At 61.4% G+C, this 21,332-nt stretch carries 20 protein-coding genes; 5 read left to right on the top strand and 15 right to left on the bottom strand.

What is annotated here, in order from left to right; genetic code table 11:
- Positions 1 to 123 precede the first annotated feature (123 nt).
- Genes DMO26_RS13955 through DMO26_RS13945 form a run of 3 tightly spaced genes read right to left on the bottom strand, consistent with a single transcriptional unit; the run spans position 124 to position 2,319 of the window.
- Entirely contained in the window at positions 124 to 561 is a 438-nt protein-coding gene (locus tag DMO26_RS13955) for a Fur family transcriptional regulator (protein WP_117192711.1), read from the bottom strand.
- Positions 558 to 1,385, bottom strand: a complete 828-nt coding sequence (gene znuB, locus DMO26_RS13950; protein WP_117192709.1) for a zinc ABC transporter permease subunit ZnuB — start codon at positions 1,383 to 1,385, stop codon at positions 558 to 560. Before znuB ends, DMO26_RS13955 begins: the two co-directional genes overlap by 4 nt.
- A complete protein-coding gene (locus tag DMO26_RS13945; RefSeq protein ID WP_117192707.1) occupies positions 1,375 to 2,319 on the bottom strand; it encodes an ATP-binding cassette domain-containing protein in 945 nt (314 codons plus the stop codon). The genes znuB and DMO26_RS13945 overlap by 11 nt, the downstream gene beginning before the upstream one ends.
- A 101-nt stretch (positions 2,320 to 2,420) precedes the next feature.
- Here DMO26_RS13945 and znuA point away from each other — a divergent pair, with 101 nt between their 5' ends.
- Positions 2,421 to 3,386, top strand: coding sequence for a zinc ABC transporter substrate-binding protein ZnuA (znuA, locus tag DMO26_RS13940; RefSeq protein WP_117192706.1), 966 nt, complete (start codon positions 2,421 to 2,423; stop codon positions 3,384 to 3,386).
- A 126-nt stretch (positions 3,387 to 3,512) separates the two neighbouring features.
- On the opposite strand, the gene DMO26_RS13935 is transcribed toward znuA, so the two are convergent.
- The 10 genes from DMO26_RS13935 to DMO26_RS13885 all read right to left on the bottom strand — a co-directional run bounded on the left by DMO26_RS13935 (position 3,513) and on the right by DMO26_RS13885 (position 15,750).
- The gene (locus DMO26_RS13935; protein WP_117192705.1) at positions 3,513 to 3,842 is read right to left on the bottom strand and encodes an RcnB family protein; all 330 of its coding nucleotides are present in this window, start codon (positions 3,840 to 3,842) and stop codon (positions 3,513 to 3,515) included.
- 125 nt (positions 3,843 to 3,967) lie between these two features.
- Positions 3,968 to 5,581 carry a glycoside hydrolase family 43 protein gene (locus DMO26_RS13930; RefSeq protein ID WP_117192703.1) on the bottom strand — a complete coding sequence of 538 codons (1,614 nt, stop codon included), beginning with the start codon at positions 5,579 to 5,581 and terminating at the stop codon, positions 3,968 to 3,970.
- A gap of 180 nt (positions 5,582 to 5,761) precedes the next feature.
- A complete protein-coding gene (gene mgrA / locus DMO26_RS13925; RefSeq protein ID WP_117192773.1) occupies positions 5,762 to 6,805 on the bottom strand; it encodes an L-glyceraldehyde 3-phosphate reductase in 1,044 nt (347 codons plus the stop codon).
- Between the two features lie 66 nt (positions 6,806 to 6,871).
- On the bottom strand, positions 6,872 to 8,005 hold the full coding sequence (locus DMO26_RS13920; protein WP_117192702.1) for a Gfo/Idh/MocA family protein: 1,134 nt from the start codon (positions 8,003 to 8,005) through the stop codon (positions 6,872 to 6,874).
- 24 nt (positions 8,006 to 8,029) lie between these two features.
- Entirely contained in the window at positions 8,030 to 8,791 is a 762-nt protein-coding gene (locus DMO26_RS13915; protein WP_117192700.1) for a sugar phosphate isomerase/epimerase family protein, read from the bottom strand.
- Between the two features lie 22 nt (positions 8,792 to 8,813).
- A complete protein-coding gene (locus DMO26_RS13910; protein ID WP_117192699.1) occupies positions 8,814 to 11,246 on the bottom strand; it encodes a beta-mannosidase in 2,433 nt (810 codons plus the stop codon).
- 211 nt (positions 11,247 to 11,457) lie between these two features.
- A complete protein-coding gene (locus DMO26_RS13900; RefSeq protein ID WP_117192696.1) occupies positions 11,458 to 12,570 on the bottom strand; it encodes an ABC transporter ATP-binding protein in 1,113 nt (370 codons plus the stop codon).
- Positions 12,571 to 12,576: 6 nt separating this feature from the next.
- Entirely contained in the window at positions 12,577 to 13,488 is a 912-nt protein-coding gene (locus DMO26_RS13895; RefSeq protein ID WP_404947052.1) for a carbohydrate ABC transporter permease, read from the bottom strand.
- A gap of 10 nt (positions 13,489 to 13,498) precedes the next feature.
- A complete protein-coding gene (locus DMO26_RS13890; RefSeq protein ID WP_117192693.1) occupies positions 13,499 to 14,404 on the bottom strand; it encodes a carbohydrate ABC transporter permease in 906 nt (301 codons plus the stop codon).
- Positions 14,405 to 14,514: 110 nt separating this feature from the next.
- A complete protein-coding gene (locus tag DMO26_RS13885; RefSeq protein ID WP_117192691.1) occupies positions 14,515 to 15,750 on the bottom strand; it encodes an ABC transporter substrate-binding protein in 1,236 nt (411 codons plus the stop codon).
- A gap of 416 nt (positions 15,751 to 16,166) precedes the next feature.
- Here DMO26_RS13885 and DMO26_RS13880 point away from each other — a divergent pair, with 416 nt between their 5' ends.
- Positions 16,167 to 17,222, top strand: coding sequence for a LacI family transcriptional regulator (locus tag DMO26_RS13880; RefSeq protein WP_117192690.1), 1,056 nt, complete (start codon positions 16,167 to 16,169; stop codon positions 17,220 to 17,222).
- Positions 17,223 to 17,241: 19 nt separating this feature from the next.
- On the opposite strand, the gene DMO26_RS13875 is transcribed toward DMO26_RS13880, so the two are convergent.
- A complete protein-coding gene (locus tag DMO26_RS13875; RefSeq protein WP_226951287.1) occupies positions 17,242 to 18,102 on the bottom strand; it encodes an MBL fold metallo-hydrolase in 861 nt (286 codons plus the stop codon).
- Positions 18,086 to 19,519, bottom strand: a complete 1,434-nt coding sequence (gene gndA, locus DMO26_RS13870) for an NADP-dependent phosphogluconate dehydrogenase (RefSeq protein ID WP_117192687.1) — start codon at positions 19,517 to 19,519, stop codon at positions 18,086 to 18,088. Before gndA ends, DMO26_RS13875 begins: the two co-directional genes overlap by 17 nt.
- A gap of 91 nt (positions 19,520 to 19,610) precedes the next feature.
- On the opposite strand from gndA, the gene DMO26_RS13865 reads away from it, so the two are divergent.
- From DMO26_RS13865 to DMO26_RS13855, 3 genes are all read left to right on the top strand, one after another.
- Complete coding sequence (locus DMO26_RS13865; RefSeq protein ID WP_117192686.1) at positions 19,611 to 20,486, top strand: helix-turn-helix domain-containing protein; 876 nt, start codon at positions 19,611 to 19,613, stop codon at positions 20,484 to 20,486.
- A 69-nt stretch (positions 20,487 to 20,555) separates the two neighbouring features.
- Complete coding sequence (locus DMO26_RS13860) at positions 20,556 to 20,960, top strand: SRPBCC family protein (protein WP_117192684.1); 405 nt, start codon at positions 20,556 to 20,558, stop codon at positions 20,958 to 20,960.
- A 12-nt stretch (positions 20,961 to 20,972) separates the two neighbouring features.
- Positions 20,973 to 21,329 carry a VOC family protein gene (locus DMO26_RS13855; RefSeq protein WP_117192683.1) on the top strand — a complete coding sequence of 119 codons (357 nt, stop codon included), beginning with the start codon at positions 20,973 to 20,975 and terminating at the stop codon, positions 21,327 to 21,329.
- Positions 21,330 to 21,332: the final 3 nt, after the last annotated feature.

The following is a 21,332-nucleotide window of genomic DNA, read 5'->3' as shown; positions in this document are numbered from 1 at the left end:
GGTCCACATGGGAAAACAGCGAACCCGTCCGTTCGTCCAATCCGCGCATCCACATTCCCCAATCGTTCGGGGAGCAATGAATCACGTTCCAAACAACCGCGCCAGCACTTCTTCAACACCCTGTTAGGCGGCGCAAGCGTCGCAGAGACCGCGGATCTCGATCGTCGTCTTGGCTGCCTTGAAACCCTTGCCTTTCGTCCAGCCTTCCAGCCGATGATCGACCTCGTGATCGTGAAACTCGAAGACGTGGCCGCAGCTCTCGCAGATCGCGAACGCCACGGTGCCGTGGCCGTGACCATGGGCACCGCAGCAGTCGCTTGCCCTGTGAGCACAGGCGACGAAGGCGTTCAGGCTTTCCAATCGATGCACCATGCCGAACTCGGTCAGCTTGTCGAGCGCCCTGTAGACCTGCAGGGGCGCGCGAAATCCTTGGTCGCGCAGCTTGTCGAGGATCGTGTATGCGCTCATCGGCTGGTCGGACCGGGTCAGCACGTCGAAGACGAGCGACTGGTTCTTGGTGAGCGCCGGAGAAGATACGGGCGATGATACCGGTGCGTTCATGATCGCACTCCTTTGTTGCCGGCCCTGTCGGCCGTGTTTTTTCCCGCCGCAGGAAGCAGGCTCAATATGAAAAGTAATAGCGCCGCGACCACGATGGAAGGCCCGGACGGCGTGTCGTAATGGAGCGAGCCGAAAAGACCGCCGACCACCGCAAGTGCGCCGACCACTGCGGCGAGCACTGCCATCACTTCCGGGCTTGCGGAAAAACGCCGCGCCGTGGCGGCCGGAATGATCAGCAGCGCCGTGATCAGCATGATGCCGACGATCTTCATGGCGATCGCGATGACCAGCGCCATCAGGAGCATGAAGAAAAGCCGCGCCTGCGCCGGCCTCATGCCCTCGGCCTCCGCGAGGTCTTCGCTGACGGTCGAGGCGATCAGCGGACGCCAGAGGAAGGCGAGCGCCGCAACCACCAGCGCACCGCCGCCCCAGATCAGCGCGATATCGGCCGGAGTGACGGCCAGGATATCGCCGAACAGGAAGGCGATGAGATCGATGCGCACCCAGGTCATGAAGGCCACGAGCACCAGGCCGATCGCCAGCGCCGAATGGGAAAGGATGCCGAGAAGCGCATCGGCCGAAAGTGATTGGCGCCGCTGCAGCATGAGAAGCAGCAGCGACACGAGCACCGCGACGCCGAAAACGGAGATCAGCAGGTTGATCTCGAAGAACAGCGACAGCGCCACGCCGAGCAGCGCGGAATGGGCCATCGTATCGCCGAAATAGGCCATCCGCCGCCAGACGACGAAACAACCGAGCGGCCCGGCGGTCAGCGCCACGCCGATGCCGGCAAGCAGCGCACGGACGAAGAAGTCATCGAGCACGGCCGCCCTCCCTTGCCCCGCCAGATGTATGATGATCATGCCCGTGGTGATCATGAGGATCATGGCGGTGATCGGCTGTCTGGGCGTGCCGGAGGACGTCATGGTCATGATGCCCGCCATGATGATGCCCGTCGTCCGGATGGCAATGATCGGTGATCGATCCGTCGCCATGCATGACCCGGCCGTCCGGCAGATGCGTATGGTCGTGATGGTGGCTGTAGACGGCGAGCGACCGGGTATTGCCGAAAAGCTTCAGGTAATCCGGGCTCTGGCTCACCGTTTCCGGCGTGCCGCGGCAGCAGACATGGCCGTTGAGGCAGATGACGGTATCCGTGCCGGCCATGACCATGTGCAGGTCGTGCGAAATCATCAGGATGCCGCAGCCGGTCGAATTGCGGATCGAGCGGATCAGGTCGTAGAGCGCGCTTTCACCGGCGAAATCGACGCCCTGCACCGGTTCGTCCAGCACCATAAGATCCGGCTTGCGAGCGATCGCTCGCGCCAGAAGCGCCCGCTGGAATTCGCCGCCGGAAAGATGGCGCACCTCCGAATCGATGAGATGCGGAATGCCGGTCGCGTCCAGGGCGGCCATAAGATCCGCGTCGGACAACGAACCGGTCAGCCGCATCAGCCGGCGCACGGAAAGCGGCATGGTCCAGTCGATGGCGAGTTTCTGCGGCACATACCCGACACGCAGGCCGACCGAACGGCCGACCGAACCTTCGTCCGGCCGCAGAACGCCTATCGCCATCTTGGCAGTGGTGGACTTGCCGGCGCCGTTCGGCCCGATCAGCGTCACAACCTCGCCGCGCCGGATCGAGAAATCGACGCCCCGCACCAGCCAGCGGCCGTCCCGGCGGATGCCGGCGTTGGCGAGCGATACGAGTTGGCTGTCCTGGTTCGGAGCCTCGACGGCCCGGTTGGTCATCAACATTCTTTTTTCCGAAAATCCTGTTGTCAGCCGTCATGGCACACGTTATAGCATAACGCAATTGATGTAATAACATTACATACCTAAAACAAGGAAGCCCGCACATGAAATCGATCGCCCTCCTTCTGTCGTCCGCCGGTCTCTTTGGTGCATCCAGCGCTTTCGCGGCGCCAGACGTGATCGTTTCCATCAAGCCGATCCACTCGCTTGTAGCCTCGATCATGAAGGGCGTCGGTGAGCCGAAACTGATCGTCGACGGTGCGGTTTCGCCCCATACGTTCACCATGAAACCATCCAACGCGAAGGCGCTCGAAGGCGCCAATCTCGTCTTCTGGGTAGGGCATGGCATGGAAGCGTTCATGGAGAAGCCTCTGGAAGCGCTGGCCTCCAAAGCGACCGTCGTGACGCTCGAAGACGCGCCGGGACTGGAAAAGCTGCCGTTCCGCGAAGGCGGCGCCTTCGAGGCGCACGATCATGGCGATCATCACCACGACGAGGGCGAAAACCATGCCGGGCACGACGACGATCACGACGATCACGATCACGAAGGTTTCGATACGCATCTCTGGCTCGATCCGATGAATGCCAAGGCGATGGCGATCGAGATCGAAAAGAGGCTGGTGCAGGCGGATCCGGCCAATGCGGCTGCCTATCAGGCAAACGGTGCTGCTCTTCTGAAGCAACTCGATGCGCTGGACGGCGAACTGAAGGCAACGCTGTCACCGGTCAAGGACAAACCGTTCATCGTCTTCCACGATGCCTATCAGTATTTCGAGCATCGTTATGACGTCAGCGTCGCCGGTTCGATCACCGTCAGCCCCGAAAACATGCCGGGTGCCGAACGCGTCGGCCAAATCCACAAGAAGGTGAAGGATCTCGGCGCGACCTGCGTCTTCGCAGAACCGCAATTCGAGCCCAAGCTCATCAAGGTCGTCACCGAAGGAACCGTCGCCCGATCCGGAACGCTCGACCCCGAGGCCGCGACGCTGAAGGCGGGACCGAACCTCTATTTCGAGCTGATGCGCGGCCTTGCGAAATCGATGAAGGATTGCCTCTCCAAAGGCGCCTGAAACCGCTCCCCAAGAGCTGGAGTAGCCCGCAGAGAGCTGGAGTTAGCATGGTCGCCGGTTCGCATAGCGGCGGCCTTTGCGAGGCCTGCGGGCGGGAAGGCAAACGCGCCCGCAGGCCGATCCTCGTTAACGAGCGGCGATGAAGCTCGAGATCACGCCGGTGGCGACGCCGACCAGCAGAAAGTCGTTGTCGACCTTGACCCAGTGATAACCACGCGGCGGTGCCGACAGGCGGTAGCGGCGGTAGTCGCGGATTTCGGCCATGCGGCGGCGCTCGGCGGCCGTCATGCGATGACCCCTGACCCAGCGCGGCTTCACCACGACTTTCTTCTCGATCGTTACGGTGCGCGTCACAGTCCGCGTGCGATCCGGGCCATGGTGGCGGTCCTGCGCCTGCGCGGCAAGCGGCGCGGCGAGTACGGTTGCGGAAAGAAGAACGGCAAAGAACTTTTTCATTAGGGTGTCTCCTCGTGTTGACCACGTGCGGAAACTAGGCTCCCAATGATGAACCCTGCCTGAATCCAAAATTACATTTTCGTAATGGATTCATATAATTCCGTTAATTTTCTGAAGTTTCAAATTTATTGTTTTAGCGCCTCATAAACAAAATAGTCGAAGTCTGCCGCCTTCCCTCGCCCCGACGTGTCGAAGGCGAAGATGCCGGCGAAGGCACCCGTGAAGGAGCCGTGTTCGCCGCGGCCGCCCTCGTCCGAGATGACGCCCGCGTCGAGCGACGGACCAAGTTCCTGCCAGTCGCTGGAGCCGCCGCCGCGCCAGTGGAACTGCAGGTCGTTATCGCGGATTTCCATGGCGAGATGCACGGGGCCGTCCGGTACCGGCGTGCCGCTACCCGCCGGAAAGCTCATGCGGCCATGCGGGAAATCGCCCGGGCAAGAAAAGACCGTCACTACGCGGCCGAGCTTTTCATGCAGCGTCACGACGAGGGCATGGAACTTGTGGCGATTGTAATAATGCGTCAGGCCGGCGACCTGCTGATAGGTGTCGGGCGCGAAATCGACGACGGTCTCGGCACGGAACGCATGATGCTCCTGGCGGCGGGCAACGAGCGCCTGCTCGAACCAGGAGCCGATGCTTTCGCGGCCGAACAGCCGCAGATGGCCCGGCCGTGCCGAAAGGCTGAAAATCCGTTCCGGATAAGGCGTCCGCAGCCACTGGAATTCGATCGGCAACTCCGCGTCATCGAAAGCTTCCTCGGTGCGCGCGGGCTTGGCGACCGGTTCGACACCGGCCGGCGCCGGCACGTCGACATCCGGCACCGTGCCGCCCTGGGCGAGATAGAGCCAGTCGTCTTCCCAGATGCATTTCTGTAGCGCGGTCTCGCGGCCGAGCGTGCAACGGCGGCCGGGTGGCAGCGGGCGGCCGCAGAGATGCGTGTGATAGGCTTCTCCCTGCGGCGTCTCGACATACTGCCCATGGCCGGCGCGCTGAAGCGCGGCGTTCGGATGATCCTTGGATGTGATGAGGTATATCTGAGGATGCATTTCATAAGGGCCGTCGATCGACCGAGACCGGGCCATGGTGACCGCATGATCGTATCCCGTGCCGCCTTCCGCGGTCGTAAGATAATACCAGCCGTTCCTCTTGAAGAGATGCGGGCCTTCGACGAGGCCGAGCGGACTGCCGGCGAAGATGTTCCTGATCGGCCCTTTCAGCGCCCTCGTCTTCGGGTCCCATTCCTGCAGCAGGATCCCGTCGAAGGCCGGATGCTTCGGGGCGCCGCCATAACTCTCGGTGCGGTGATTCCACTGCATGTTGAGGAACCACTTTCGGCCGTCGTCGTCATGGAAAAGCGACGGGTCGAAGCCGGAAGAATTGACGTAGATCGGGTCGGACCATTCGCCTTCGATCGTCGGCGATGTCACGATGTAGTTGTGCGCGTCCTTGAAATTGCCGTCGAAACGTTTGACGTCGGTATAGACCAGCCAGAACTGCCCATCCGCGTAGGAAAGACACGGCGCCCAGATGCCGCAGCTGTCCGGATTGCCGCGCATGTCGAGCTGGCTTGCCCGTTCCAGCGGCCGGCGGATGAGCGTCCAGTTCACCAGATCCCGTGAGTGATGAATCTGAACGCCCGGATACCATTCGAAGGTCGACGTGGCGATGTAATAGTCCTCGCCGACACGGCAGATGGACGGATCCGGATTGAAGCCCGGCAGGATCGGGTTGCGGATCATGATCTCCTCCCAAATAGATTGCGCACCGAATGCCCCTCATCCGGCTGCCGCCACCTTCTCCCCGCTCGCGGGGAAAAGGATGCTGGAGCACTGCCTCGCCACAACTCCTTTCTCTTCGTCTTACGGGGAGAAGGTCCGGCAGGAGGATGAGGGGCGGCTCCAGTCCTCCAGTTTATATTCTCAACGCGACGGCCCTGCCCGCTCGGCCGACTTCGCCCACAGATTGATATCGGCATCCCTGGCGTAGGTGTCGATCTCGGCAAGTTCGACTGCGGTGAACTCCAGATTGTCGAGCGCCTTGACGCAATCCTCCACCTGTTCCGGCCGGCTGGCACCGATCAGGGCGGTCGTCACGCGGCCGCCGCGCAGCACCCAGGCGATCGCCATCTGCGCCAGCGTCTGGCCGCGCTTTTCGGCGATCACGTTGAGCGCCCTGAGGTTGGCGATGTTCTTTCCGTTGAGGAAGGCCGGGCGCAGCGACTTGCCCTGGGCGGCGCGGCTGTCTTCCGGAATGCCGCCGAGATATTTCGAGGTCAGCATGCCCTGTGCGAGCGGCGAGAAGACGATCGAGCCGATGCCGAGGTCTTCCAGCGTGTCGAGCAGGCCGTCTTCCTCGACCCAGCGGTTGATCATCGAATAGCTCGGCTGGTGGATGAGGATCGGCGTGCCGAGCTCTTTCAGGATGGCCATCGCCTCGATCGTGCGCTTTGAATTGTAGGAGGAAATACCGACATAAAGCGCCCGGCCCGAACGGACGATATGGTCCAGCGCCCCACAGGTTTCCTCGAGCGGCGTATCCGGATCGAAGCGATGGGAATAGAAGATATCGACATAGTCGAGGCCCATGCGCTTCAGGCTCTGGTCGCAGGAGGCGATTAGGTATTTGCGGCTGCCCCATTCGCCGTAAGGCCCCGGCCACATATTGTATCCAGCCTTGGAAGAGATGATCAGTTCGTCGCGATAGCCCCTGAAATCCTCCCGGAGAATCTGGCCGAAGGCAGTTTCGGCGCTGCCCGGCAGCGGACCGTAATTATTGGCGAGATCGAAATGGGTGATGCCGAGATCGAAGGCCTTGCGGCAGATCGGGACCTTGCGTTCATGCGGCGTGTCGTCACCGAAATTGTGCCAGAGTCCGAGCGAGATCGCCGGGAGTTTCAGTCCCGAACGACCGCAGCGGTTATATTTCATGGTTTCGTAGCGGTCAGGCGCCGGTTGCCAGGTCATGATCGAAATCCTCTGAATGAAATGCGGCGCGCCGATGTATGACGCACGCGCCGCATTCATAGCCGATCAGCGCAGAAGCGCCAGCGCTTCCTCTACGCCGAGGGCGGCGGGCTGCGTGCAGGTGGTGGTCATCTCGACGAAGCGCCCCTCCGCACCGGATTTCAGGATCGAGGTCATCACGTCGACGCCATGCAGCGCCCGGTCCAGCGAGCAGCGCGCATCCCGGCCTTCGATCAGCGCCATGGCCATGTCGGCAAGGCCCGCCGTGCGGTAATTGGCGCGCGGCCCCTGCGGATGTTCCTGATTACTGATGCCGAAGGGATGATCCCAGGCGTCGAGCGGCTGAATGTTCTTGTTGCGGCCGCTCGCCTCGACGGTGCCGCCGAAGAAGTTCGGGTCGGGCACGAAAATGGAGCCTTCGGTACCGTAAAGTTCCATATTGGCGTGCCGATGCGACCAGACATCCCAGCTTGCCGACAGCGTGATCGTGGCACCGCTGACGAATTCCAGAAGCGCATGGATGTTGGTCGGCGTCTCGACCGGGATGACCTGGCCGTTCAGCGGCTCGCTGGTGACGGTGCGGGTCGGGTTCGCCATCGAGGTCAGCGCGCCGACCCGTTTCACAGGGCCGATCAGGTTGATGAGATTGGCGATGTAATAGGGCCCGAGATCGAGGATCGGCCCGCCGCCTTCCAGGAAGAAGAAGCCGGGGTTTGGATGCCACATTTCCATGCCCGGGCTCATGACATGGCAGGTGCCTGACGTGATGCGCCCGACACCGCCATTGTCGATATAGCTGCGGGCAAGCTGATGAGCGCCGCCGAGGAAAGTGTCGGGCGCGCAGCCGACCGAAAGACCCTTTTGTTTGGCGAGCGCCTGCAGCGCTTTGCCTTCTTCGAGCGTGATGGTCAGCGGCTTTTCCGAATAGACGTGCTTGCCTGCTTCGAGGATCGCTTTGGAAACGGAGAAATGCGCCGCCGGGATCGTCAGGTTGACGATCACGTCGATCTCGTCATTGGCGAGAAGATCGGCGATCGACTGCGCCTTGATGCCGTATTCCTCGGCGCGCATCTCGGCCGCGGCATCGTTCAGGTCGGCGCAGGCGAGGATCTTCAGGCCTTTGAAGAGCGGCGCGAGCTTGAAATAGGTGGTGGAAATGTTGCCGCATCCCATGATGCCGACGCCAAGTTCCTTGGACATGGAAAACTCCGAAATCTGACTGGATCAATAGGTCTTGAAGGAAGCGATCGATCGGGTGAGCAGCCGGTCGAGATCCTTCGGGTTGTCGTGTTCGAGAACGTAGTATTTCGCCGAGGTTTTGCGGAGCGCCGCCATCAGGTCATTCCACGGTACGGTGCCGTGGCCGACATCGGCCCAGCCATCCTCGTCCATGTTCTCGCCTGCCGGCGCGATATCCTTCACATGTGCGGCCTTGATGCGATTGCCGTAGCTTTCGATCCAGGCGAACGGATCGGCGCCGCCGCGGATGACCCAGGCGACGTCGATTTCCCAAGCGAGGTCCGGACCGCCGGCGAGGATCTGCTCCTGCGGCGTCGAACCGTCAGCAAGCGTCTTGAATTCGAAGTCATGATTGTGCCAGCCGAACGTGTAGCCGGCATCCTGATACCGTTTGCCGGCGTCCTGCAGACGCCGGCCGAAAGCGAACCAGCCGGCGGCATCGGTCGGCCGCTGGTCGGCGACGAGATGGGGGCAATAGATCGCGTCGAGGCCGAGCGTCTTGGCGATCAGCAACGCCTGCTGCGGTTCCTTTTCGAGGAGGTCGATGCCGAAATGGCCGGTCGGCATGGTGAGCCCGTTGGCATCGAGATCGGCGCGCAGCGCTTTCAGACCCGTTTCATCCAGGGTGGCATAGATGCCGCCGAAACCTTCGACCTCGGTATATCCCGCCTGGGCGACCTTCTTCAGCACATCGGAAAGCGGCGGAAAATTACGGGCGCAATAAAGTTGGAACGAAAGTTTCGTCATGATGGTCCTCCTTGATAAAACCTCAACCTGCCGCCTGACAGGAATAGAGGTCGTAGATTCTGAATTGCGGGATCGTGTGGGTCGATGTTGCGGGGATGAAACGGACGAGACGGCTTTCACCGCTCGCAAGGTCGAAGGCATTGTCGGAATATCGGCCGGGCATTGGGCTTTCCACAAGCACGAAAAGCCCAAGACCGTGCGCCTTGACCAGGATATCGAACCCGCCGTCACCAGCAGGCGACACGGAATATTCCAGACCGGGCGGTTCGAGCTCCAGCGCCTTGTAGGTGCCATTGACGTGATGTCCCTCGCCGCCCATGCCGTTCGACGCGGTGAAGCTCCAGGCAAGCAGCGCTTGGCCAGGGATCTGGGCTGCCGGCAGGATTAGCACGGTGACGGCGGCATCCGGCGGGCAGACGGCCTCGACGCTTTGAAGCGAGCTGCGTTCACCTTTCAGCGCCAGGAGCGAGAGGTTGAGCGTCACCGTCACATCCTCGGCGGTATCGTTGACGACCGAAAAACGGATGTCCTCGCCATCCTCGGATGGAATGGCCGCAACCGAAATCGGCTGGAAGAAACGCCGCGCCATGTAATGCAGGATTTTCCAGCTTCCGCCGTAGTCGAGGCTCGACCAGGATGCGACAGGCCACGTGTCATTGAGCTGCCAGTAGAGCGCGCCCATGCAATGCGGTTTCAGTGAGCGCCAGAAATCGACGGCGGTCCTGATCGCCAGCCCCTGCTGTACCTGGCTCAGATAGACAAAGTTCGGAAAATCCTTCGGGAAGCGGAAATTGCGGAACATCGTTCCGGCAATTCGCTCGTTGCCGCCGGCATTCTTCTGGTGATGCTCCATGACGGGCGAAGCGATATTCATGTCCTTCGGGGCTGCATAGGTCTCGATGACCGGCAGCGACGTATAGGACTGGAAACCGAATTCGGAGCAGAAGCGCGGACGGACGGACCGGTAATCGTCAAACGGCTTGTTCTCATGCCAGACGGACCAGTAATGCATGTCGCCGGAACCGTCCGCATGCCAGGCGTCGCCATAGTCGAGATAACCGGAAGCCGGGCTCGATGGCCACCAGAGCGCCTCCGGCGCGGCTTTCTTGAGTGTTTGTTCGACCGTCCGGTTCAGCCGGTCGTAGGAAACGAGGTAACGGTCACGGTTCTTACGAGATTCCGGGAACCAGGTGAGCGCGCCGACCAGTTCGTTGTCGCCGCACCAGAGCACGATCGACGGATGCGAGACGAGCCGGCGGACTTGATATTCGACTTCCGCCTCGACGTTTTCGAGGAAATCCGGTGTCGAGGGATAAAGGTTGCAGGCGAACTGAAAATCCTGCCAGACCATCAGACCGAACCGATCGCAGAGGTCGTAGAACCAGTCCGGCTCGTAGAAGCCGCCGCCCCAGACGCGGATCATGTTCATGTTCGCATCGACGGCCGAGCGCAGCAGATCCTCGGTCTTCTCCGGGCTGGAGAGCGAGAAAAGCGCGTCGGCCGGGATCCAGTTGGCGCCGCGGCAGAAAATTTCGCGGCCGTTGATGCGGAAGGCAAAGCGGCTGCCGGCCGCGTCCCGATCGGTGATGAGTTCGACGGTTCTGAGACCTATCCGGCGGGTGACCGCCTCGGTCGGGATTTCGACCGTCAGCGTGTAGAGGGGCTGGTTGCCGCTGCCGGCTGGCCACCAGAATTTTGGATTTTCGATATGGAAGACATGGGTGACGGTGGTTTCGCCGCCGCGCACGCCGCAATCGAGCCGCACCCGCTCGTCGCCGAGCGAAAAATGAATGGGCACAACACCCTGTCCCTCGGCATATAGCGTCACGGAAACGGTCAGGTCTACCGCGCCCTCCTCATGCCTCTGGCTGGTAACGACGTGCTCGATGCGGGCGGTCTCGAGCCTCTTCAGCGCGACCTCGCCATAGAGGCCGAGAGGCGCAAGCGCGATATTCCAGTCCCAGCCGAAATGGCATTGCGGCTTGCGCAGCATGTTGCCGTTCGGAATAGGCGAGTTGCCGGCGTGGTAGGGAATGTAGAAAGGCTGGCGGGATTGCCGCTCCGCCCCCTCCGCGATCGAGGAGCGGAAGAGGATGCGGATCGTGTTGTCGCCCGGTCTGAGCGCCTTGGAGACATCCGGACGGTAGCGGCGGAAACAATTGTCTGCGCGCAGAACGGTGATGTCGTTGACGAAGACGGTAGCGACCGTATCGAGATAGGTGATGTCGAGATACCAGGAACCGGCTGGATCATCGAGCGTGAAGTGGCGTTCGATGATCCAGTCTTGTTTGGCGACCCATTGCACCTCGTTTTCGTTTCGGCCGAAATAGGGATCGGGTATGATGCCGGCGGATTTCAACGCGGTATGGATGTCGCCCGGAATGGGTATATCGGTACGATGCGGTCCGGTGGATGAGGAAAGCTGCCAGAGGCCGGAGAGGCTGGTGGCGGTCATCGGATCGGCCCAGACAATTCACGTCGTCCCGTGTCCGCCCCCCTCTGCCCTGCCGGGCATCCCTTCCACACATGGAGAGATCGGATAGACGCATCGTCACCTGTCACATCGCAGATGTCGAGCATGGCGAAACCTAGCCACAAGCCGATCTCTCCTCTTGTGGGGGAGATGCCCGGCAGGACAGATGGGGGTAGCCGGAATGCGGCAGACATCAGATGCGCTCTTCCGTTTCCGCATCGAATAGCGAAGCCATCGACATGTCGAAGGCAAGACGCACCTTCGCACCGACCGCATAACGCCGCGCGCCGCCGATGCGGACCGACATCACATGGCCGGCATGTTTCAGCCAGAGGAGGTTATCCGCCCCCATCGGCTCCTCGATATCGACTACAGCTTCATGCACCTCGCCGCCGGAAATGTCGCCATCCACCTTGATATGCTCCGGACGGACGCCGAGAATGACCTTGCGGCCGGGTTTCAGCGGTTCCGACGCGTCATACCCGTCCAGCGAGAAGCTGACGCCGTTCGTCCTGAAGACGGTCCGGCCGCCCTCCTCTGCTAGCTCGCCCTTCAAAAAATTCATCGAAGGTGAACCGATAAAGCCGGCGACGAAACGGTTCCTCGGCTTGTTGTAGATGGTCACCGGATCGTCGAGCTGCTGGATCACGCCGCTTTTCATGATGGCGATGCGGTCGGCGAGCGTCAGCGCCTCGATCTGGTCGTGGGTCACGTAGATCATCGTGTTCTTGAGCGCCTGATGCAGCCGTTTGATCTCGACGCGAAGCTCTGAACGCAGTTTCGCGTCGAGGTTGGAAAGCGGCTCGTCGAACAGGAAGACGTCCACGTCGCGCACGAGCGCGCGGCCGATCGCGACGCGCTGGCGCTGACCGCCGGAGAGTTCCGACGGCTTGCGCTTCAAGAGCGGCTCGATCTGCAGGATGCCAGCGGCGCGCGCCACGCGGCGGTCGATCTCGTCCTTCGGCAGCTTGGCGACCCGTAGGCCGAAGGAAAGGTTCCTCTCGACCGTCATCTGCGGATAGAGCGCATAGGACTGAAAGACCATGCCGATGCCGCGGTCCTTCGGCTCCTCCCAGGTGACGTTCTTGTCCTTGATGAAGATCTGCCCTTCCGTCGGCTCCAGAAGGCCGGCGATGCAGTTGAGCAGCGTGGACTTGCCGCAGCCGGAGGAACCGAGCAGGACCAGGAACTCGCCGTCGCGGATATCCAGGTTGAGGGTTTCGAGAACCTTCACCGAGCCGAAGGAGAGCGACAGGTCGCGAATGGAAACACTGTTCTGAGTGCGCGTGGAAACGGTGTCGTGCATCAGATTTTACCCTTTGACTGCGCCGGCCGCGATGCCGCGGACGAAAAGCCGGCCGGAAACGAAATAGACGATCAGCGGAACCGCACCCGTCAGCAGCGTCGCCGCCATGTTGACGTTGTATTCCTTCACGCCCTGGACCGAGTTGACGATGTTGTTGAGCTGCACGGTCATCGGATAGGTATCCGGCCGGGTGAACACCACGCCGAACAGGAAATCGTTCCAGATGCCGGTGGTCTGCAGGATCATCGAGACGACGAAGATCGGCAGCGACATGGGCAGCATGATGCGGAAATAGATCTGCCAGAACCCTGCCCCGTCGATACGTGCCGCCTTGAAGAGCTCTTCCGGCAGCGAGACGAAGTAATTGCGGAACAGCAGCGTCTGGATCGGCATGCCGAAGATCGAATGCACCAGGATCAGACCGTAAAGCGTGCCGTAGAGGCCGATTTCGCGCAGCACGATGACGATCGGATAGATCATCACCTGATAGGGAATGAAGGCGCCGACGATGAGGATCGTGAAGAAGATCTCCGAACCTTTGAACCGCCAGTTGGCCAGCGCATAGCCGTTCACCGAGGCGATCGCAATCGACAGCAGAACCGACGGCACGGTGATCTGCACCGAATTCCAGAAGCCGCGCGAAAGCCCGTCGCAGTTGAGGCCCGTGCAGGCTTGCGCCCAGGCCTTCACCCAAGGCTCGAAAGTGATTTCCATCGGCGGCGAAAAGATGTTGCCGAGACGGATTTCCGGCATGCCCTTGAGCGAGGTCACGACCATCACATAGAGCGGCACGAGGTAATAGAGCGCCGCGACGGTGAGCGTGCCGTAGACAATAATATTGCGGGGCGACAGCACCTTGCGCGGTCTTGCGCCCTGCGGGCCTGGCTGTAGCCTTGTGCCGGACGGATCGGCGGTGATGGTGAAAGTGTTAGCCACGACGCTTGCGCCCTCCGAATTCGAGATAGGCCCAGGGAACGATGATGATGGCGACGGTGAGCAGCATCATCGAGGATGCGGCAAAACCCTGGCCGAGGTTCTGGGCGAAGAACATGTAGTCGTAGACGTATTTTGCCGGCACGTCGGAGGAGATGCCCGGCCCGCCGCTCGTCTGCGCCACCACGAGATCGTAGACGCGCACGATGCCGCTGGTGATGAGTACCAGCGTGGTGATGAAGACCGGCCGCATCATCGGGATGATGATGAAGAGATAGGTCTTCCACATGGGGATGCCGTCGACGCGCGCAGCTTTCCAGATATCCTCGTCGATGCCGCGCAACCCCGCGAGCATCAGGCACATGACGAGACCGGTGCCTTGCCAGAGGGCGGCAAGCAGGATGCCGTAGATGACGATGTCGGAATTATAGAGCGGATCGAAGGTGAAGCTCGTCCAGCCGAGCGACCGCACGACGGATTGCACGCCGAATTCCGGATTGAGGATCCACTGCCAGACAAGGCCGGTGACGATGAAGGAGAGCGCGAAGGGATAGAGGAAAATCGTCCGAAAGGTATTTTCGAAACGAATCTTCTGATCCATCAGCGCCGCCAGGATGAAACCGATCGTCAGGCTAAAGATCAGCGAAAGGCAACCGTAGGTCGCCAGATTCTGGATCGAGACGACCCAGCGCGGCGTATCCCAGAGGCGTTCGTATTGGTCGAGGCCGACGAAGGAAAGCCGCGGCAGGAGCCTGGAATTGGTGAAGGAATAGGTGACGGTCCAGATCGTGCCGCCGAGGAAGATCACCACGGCCGTCAGGATCATCGGAATCGAGGCAACCTTCGAATTGAGATTGCGGAACAATTGGTTGGGTCGGCCGGGCTGAGTATGCGCCGCCATGGTCAACTCCTCTTCTTCGCAAAGCCTGCTTCAGACAAGCCATCACCGGCTCCGTCCCCAAGGACGCTCCATGAGGACGGAGCCGGTTGTCGGAACACTCTTCAGGCCAATCAGTCGGCCTTGGAGAAGATCGCGGCGAAGCGCTTTTGCGCGTCTTCGGGCGTGATCGACGCGTTGGCGAAGAATTGCGACATCAGGTCTTCCAGCTGTTTCTGCGTATCCTGCGTGATGAGCTGGTCGGTGCTGGTGACGACATTGCCTTTGGCGAGGATGTCGAGACCCTTCTTCATGCAATCGTTGGCGGCGGCAAGGTCGACGTCGCCACGAACCGGCAGCGAGCCCTTTTTCAGGTTGAAGGCGACCTGGGTCTTCGGAGCGAGCAGAGCCGAGGCGAGCTGCTCCTGAGCCGCGGTCTTCGCCGGATCCTTCAGGATCGGGAAGTAGAAGGCGTCGCCGGCGGTCGAGATAACCTCGTTGACGCCGAGGCCCGGAAGGCAGGTATAGTCGACGCCTGCCTTCTTGCCGGCGAGCTGGAACTCGCCCTGCGCCCAGTCGCCCATGATCTGACCGCCGGCCTTGCCGGTGATCACCATGTTGGTCGCCTGGTTCCAGTCCTGCACATTGGTGCCCTTCGACATCTTGCGGGCGTCGTCGGCTGCCTTGAACACCTTCGCCATTTCAGGACCGGCCGCGACCTTTGCGTCCTTGTCGCCATAGACCTTTTGATAGAGGTCTTTGCCGCCGATCGCGACCGTCAGCACGGCGAACAAGCCAGTCGACTGCCAGGCCTGGCTGCCGACGGCGAGCGGCACGATGCCGGCCTTTTCGAGGGCCGGAGCCGCCGCGACGAATTCATTCCAGTTTTTCGGGACGGCAACGCCGGCCTTCTTGAAGGCGTCGTTGGAAAGCCACAGCCACTGCCAGGAATGGATGTTCAGCGGCACGCAGTAAATCTTGCCCTGGAAGGTGCAGGATTTGAGAAGGCTCGCGGGGCGAACGATCTTGTCCCAACCTTCCTTCTTGGCGAGATCCGTGAAATCGCGCATCAGGCCGGCCTGGACCAGTTCCTCGGCCTGGCGGCCGTGGTTGAACTGCGTGGCGCCCATCGGCGCACCGCCGGTGATGCGGCTGATCATGATCGGGCGGGCGGTGCCGCCCGAACCGGCGATGGCGCCGTCGACCCACTTGTTGCCCGTCGCGTCGAAGGCTGTCGCGAGTTCCTTGACCGCCGCAGCCTCGCCTCCGGAGGTCCACCAATGCGTGACTTCGAGATCGGTTGCATGCGCCGCGCCGAGCGGCAGCGCCACGGTGGCGGCCAATACAGCCGCGATTGAACGGATATTCATGAGTCTCCTCCCTCACTGAAACGTTGCCGTAAAAACGTAAGCCAATCTCTCCAGACACGCAACCGGATTTGCATGAAAAAATTCGAGAGTCGAGAAAATACAATTCTAGGAAGAAAATGGGATGCCGGCCAAGTAGCCGGCGTTACGCGTGCAATCGCAAAAAGATCGCAGAATTTCGGAGAAGATTCGGCGATTAAGGCAACCTGACGTTCGCAGCTGCATATAGTGATTTCGCACCTGCGTTGTACAACTTTCGGATACGGATTTTACGCAGGCTCAAAAATTCCCCTCGACATTTTACCTGTATCGTTTCAGTTATTGAATTTGCGATGGAGGAGAAGGGAGTGTCGCAACGTTTCCAGGCAAGCTTCGGCTCTTTATAGTGGCCACTGACTCGGGGGCAGCGACGGCAGATAATGGACGACAACGGAAGATCAAGGGCGGGCGGAACGCAGACGGCGGTCCGAGAGCGCCCCACTTTGAAGACGATCGCCTACATGACGGGACTTGGCATCACCACGGTCTCGCGGGCGTTGAAGGACGCACCGGATATCGGCGCCGACACCAAGGAACGCGTCCGCCTCGTCGCCAACCAGCTTGGCTACCAGCCGAACCGCGCCGGCGTGCGCCTGAGAACCGGCAAGACCAACGTCATCGCTCTCGTTCTCAGTATCGACGACGAACTGATGGGCTTCACGAGCCAGATGGTGCGCGGCATTTCGGAAGTTCTCGGCGGCACGCAATATCACCTTGTGGTGACGCCGCATTCCTTCGAGAAGGATCCCATGGTGCCGGTGCGCTACATCCTCGACACCGGCTCGGCCGACGGGGTGATCATCTCGCGCATAGAACCCGACGATCCGCGCGTCAGGCTGATGACGGAACGCAACCTGCCCTTCGTTACGCACGGTCGCACCGATATGGGGATCGTCCACCCCTATCACGACTACGACAACGAGGCCTATGCCTACCAGGCCGTCCAGAAGCTGGTGGAAAAGGGCCGCCGGCGCATCGCCTTCCTGGCGCCGCAGAGCCGCTTCGCCTTCTACGTCCACAGTCGGATCGGCTTCGAACGCGGGCTGGCGGATTTCGGCGCCACCGAGGTGCCGATGGGCCGGGTGACGAGCGAGACGCCGCTCGACGAAATTCGCGCCTATGCCGAGCGAATGATGCGTTCCGTCGAGCCGCCGGACGGGATCATGTCGATCAGCGGTTCGGCGACGATAGCATTGGTCGCAGGCCTGGAGGCCGCCGGAAAGAAACTCGGCACGGACGTCGACATGGTTTCGAAACAGTCCGCCGAGGTGCTGAACTGGATCCGTCCGGAAATCTATGCGGTGAGCGAGGACATCCGCCAGGCCGGACGCGAACTCGCCAAGGCGCTGATGGCCCGGATCGACGGCGTCGGATCCGAACTGCTGCAGAGCGTTGCCAAACCCGTACCCTCGAAGATGGCGCCGAGGGACCGGTAACGGGCAAGAAGGGGCCGTTTCAGAGCGAAATCGAAAGGCCGTCGCGGCCGACGATCAGTTCGCCGGCAAACGTATCCGCAAGCGCCGCGCGCCAGTGTCCTTCATCGAAGACCGGGTCGTCAGCCGGGATCAGATGGTTGAGAACCAGCCGACCGACGCCGGCGGCGGTTGCGATCCGCCCCGCATCCGCGGCGAAGGTATGGGAGGCGACGAGATGTTCGCGCAACCGAGCACCGTTTCCCGTGCGGGCCACGATGCTGTTGACGCCCTCCGGCAGCATGGCCTCGTGGACGAGGATATCCGCGCCCCGCGCGAAATCGGCAAGCGGCGGGAAATAGGCTGTATCGGAAGAAAAGACGATCGAACGCCCCTCGCCTTCCACCTTCAGCGCGAAACAATCCGTCACCGGCGGGTGATCGACCCGAAACGCCGTGACCCTCAGACCTTCCGTTTCGATCACGGCACCCGGGCCGTATTCCCGGACCGTCGCAAGACGTTCGAGATCGGGCCGCCCTTCGTCCGCGATCCGGGTTGCGATGTCGTAGGAGAGCGACGCCAGAAAACCCTTCCAGACTGCTTGCGTGCCCGCCGGACCATAAACGGTGACCGGCTTGGCGAGCCCTGTGGTCCATGCCGTATGGATGAGCGGCCCAAGTTCCAGCACGTGATCGGAATGCAGGTGGGTGACGAAGACGAGGTCGAGTTCGGAAAGCCGCATGCCGGCTTCCACGAGCCCGCGCGTCACACCGAGGCCGCAATCGATGATGATCCGGCGTCCACCGAGATCGAGCAGCATCGAGGTCGGAGACGGACCGCCCGGCCGGATGGCCGGGCCGCCCTTGGTTCCCAGAAGGACGAGCCGATCAGGCGAAGTCGGCAAGACCGCTGCCCCACGGGCCGTGATGCTTGTCGACGCCGTCGAGACGGTCGAAGCCATGAGCCCCAAAGAAGTCGCGCTGTGCCTGGATGAGGTTCGCCGTGCCGCGGCCGCGGCGATAGGCGTCGAAATAGGAAAGCGCCGAAGCGAGTGCCGGAACCGGCAGGCCGGAGAGCGTCGCATAGGAAACGACCCGACGCAGCGGGGCGTCCGTATCCTTGACCATCTGGGCGAAGGCAGGCGTGACGATCAGGTTCGCCACATGCGGATCCTTGGTGAAGGCCGAGGTGATCTCGTCGAGGAACTGCGAGCGGATGATGCAGCCGGCGCGCCAGATCTTGGCGATGGTCGGCATCGGCAGGTTCCAGCTATATTCGGCGGATGCCGCGGCCATGACCGCAAAGCCCTGCGCATAGGCGCCGATCTTGGCGGCGAGCAGCGCGTTTTCGAGATCGTCGATGAAGGCAGCCTTGTCGCCCGGCACGGCGGCGACTTTCGGAAGGCCGAAGATCTTCTCAGCCGCTTCGCGCTCGCCCTTCTGGGAGGAGAGAATACGACCGGCGACGGCAGCTTCGATGGCAGTCGCGGCGACGCCCATGTTCTGCGCCTCGATGACCGACCATTTGCCGGTGCCCTTCTGGCCGGCGGCATCGACGATCACGTCGACCATCGGCTTTCCGGAAATCGGATCGACGGCCTTCAGCACCTTTTCGGAGATTTCGATCAGGTAGGAGTTGAGGCGGCCGGTATTCCACTTGCCGAAGACCTCGCTGATGTCCGACGCGCTCATGCCGAGGCCGTCGCGCAGGATGCCGTAGATTTCGGCGATCATCTGCATGTCGGCATATTCGATGCCGTTGTGGATAGTCTTGACGAAATGGCCGGCGCCGTTTTCGCCAAGCCAGGCGACGCAGGGTTCGGCGTTGAACTTGGCGGAGATCGAGGTCAGCACCTTCTCGACGCGCTTCCAGCTGTCCTCGGTGCCGCCGACCATGATCGACGGTCCATGGCGGGCCCCTTCCTCACCACCCGACACGCCCATGCCGATGAAAGTAAAACCCGAATCCTTCAAGTTGTCGAAGCGGCGCATCGTGTCGCGGAAATTGGCGTTGCCGGCATCGATCATGATGTCGCCGGCTGAAAGATAAGGCTTCAGCAGCTCCATCTGCTGGTCGACCGGGTCGCCGGCCTTGATCATGATGATGATCGGCCGCGGCGGGCGGATGGCGGCAACGAATTCTTCCAGCGTCTCGCAGGGGACGATCTGGCCCTGCAGGTCGCCGGCCTCGGCGTAGAATTTGCGGGTCGCTTCCGGAGATCGGTTGAAAACGGCGATCTTGTTGCCTTTTTCGGCAATGTTGAGGGAGAGGTTAGAGCCCATGACGCCGAGCCCGATAAGGCCGATTTCTGCCTGTTCCACGGATGTGCCTCCATTTGAAGATTCGCGGGATGTTGTCGCACTCATATAGGTAAACGGCAAGGCGGAGGCGACGCTAAACGATTAAATTTCCATGACACTCCGTCTCCGCCGCATGGCCGTGCGGCGTTCTCCTACCTCCAACCGGCATGCCATGGCAGCGCCGATTTTCGATGCTAGATATGCCTTTATGGATGCTCTGAACCCGCTCGCAAGAAATGACGCGACCCTGCTTGCCGCGCGCTTCGGGATCTACCGGGAACGGCGGCTGACTGGCGCGCTCTGCCGGCTGTTCTGCTGTGCCTGGATGCACCGCATGCCGCATGATTTCAAAGGCCGGTTGGCGGTCGTTCCCGATGGATGCAGCGAACTCGTTTGGTCGGGCGGGCGGCTGATGGTCATCGGGCCGGATCGCACCGCGGCCTTTCCGCGTCTCGCGCCCGGAGAAACGGTTCTCGGTTTGCGTTTCCGGCCGGGTGCTGCGCTTGGCTGGCTCGACCTGCCGCTTTGCGAGCTCGTCGGGCAGGCCGTGCCGCTCGGCGTTTTGCGCGACGACGTTCGGGACATCGAAGAACGGCTTGCGGCCGTGCCGGAAACCGCAGCGAGGATGAGGCTTCTGCAAGGCTGGGCGATACGCGAAGCCTTAACGGCTACCGACGCCCCGCAGGAAATGGAATCGCTCTTCGGCTTCCTGCTGGACGGGCGGGCGGCTGCCGGCGATATCAGCTCTGCCTTCAGCGAACGGACGCTGCGTCGCAGGGCGCATGACCACTTCGGCTACGGCCCGAAGACGCTCGACCGCGTCCTCCGCCTTCAGCGGTTCCTGAAACGCGCCCGCGACCCCGAAGCCAACAGCCTCGCCATTCTTGCGCTCGATACCGGTTATGCGGACCAGGCCCACATGACACGGGACGTGCGCGAATTCACGACCATGACGCCGCTCGACATCCGCAGGCAGCTTTCCGCCTGATTGTCCGTTTTCTTCAAGAGCCGCGGATCGACTTAGGCTAGATTCGGAAAAAATCGATGGAGGTTTTCCATGACCATTCTTCCCGCACGCTTCATTCATATCGGCATCAATAGGCCGTGGCAGCAGGTTTATGCCTTCGCCGCACAGCCGGAAAACATGGTCCGATGGGCATCCGGCCTCGCAAGCGGCCTCAGGCCCGATGGCGAGGATTGGGTCGGCGATGGTGGGCCGCTGGGCGAGATTCGCGTGCGGTTTTCGCAGAAAAATCCTTTCGGCATCCTCGACCACACGGTGACGATGGCAAACGGCCTCACGGTCGAGAACTCGATGCGCGTCGTGGCAAACGGCGACGGGGCCGAAATCTCGTTCATGCTCCTGAAGCGTCCGGACATGGACGACGCCGGCTTTGAAGCCGACGCCGCCCATGTCTCCAAGGATCTGAAGACGCTGAAGGACCTGTTGGAAAACAAATAAGAGGAGGCCTCGATGGGAAATCGCGGCGCGGATCGCAAGATCGACTATATCGAATTCAACGTGGCCGACGTGGAGCGCGCCAAGGCGTTTTACGGCTCCGCCTTCCGCTGGACCTTTACCGACTACGGTCCCGATTATTGCGAGTTTCAGGACGGTCGCCTGACAGGCGGCTTTGCCAAATCGACGAACATATCCGCCATGGGCGGCGCACTGATCATTCTGTTCGCCGATGATCTGGAGGACGCGCTGATGCGTGTCGAGAAGGCGGGCGGCAGGATCGTCAAGCCGATCTTCACCTTCCCCGGCGGCCGGAGATTCCATTTCGCCGATCCGGAAGGGTATGAGCTGGCTGTCTGGTCGGACAAATAAAGG

The organism is Rhizobium terrae (assembly GCF_003425685.1).
Taxonomy (GTDB): Bacteria; Pseudomonadota; Alphaproteobacteria; order Rhizobiales; family Rhizobiaceae; genus Neorhizobium; species Neorhizobium terrae.
The sequence above is the reverse complement of the archived record's forward strand: the minus strand, read 5'-3'. Positions and strand labels throughout refer to the sequence as shown.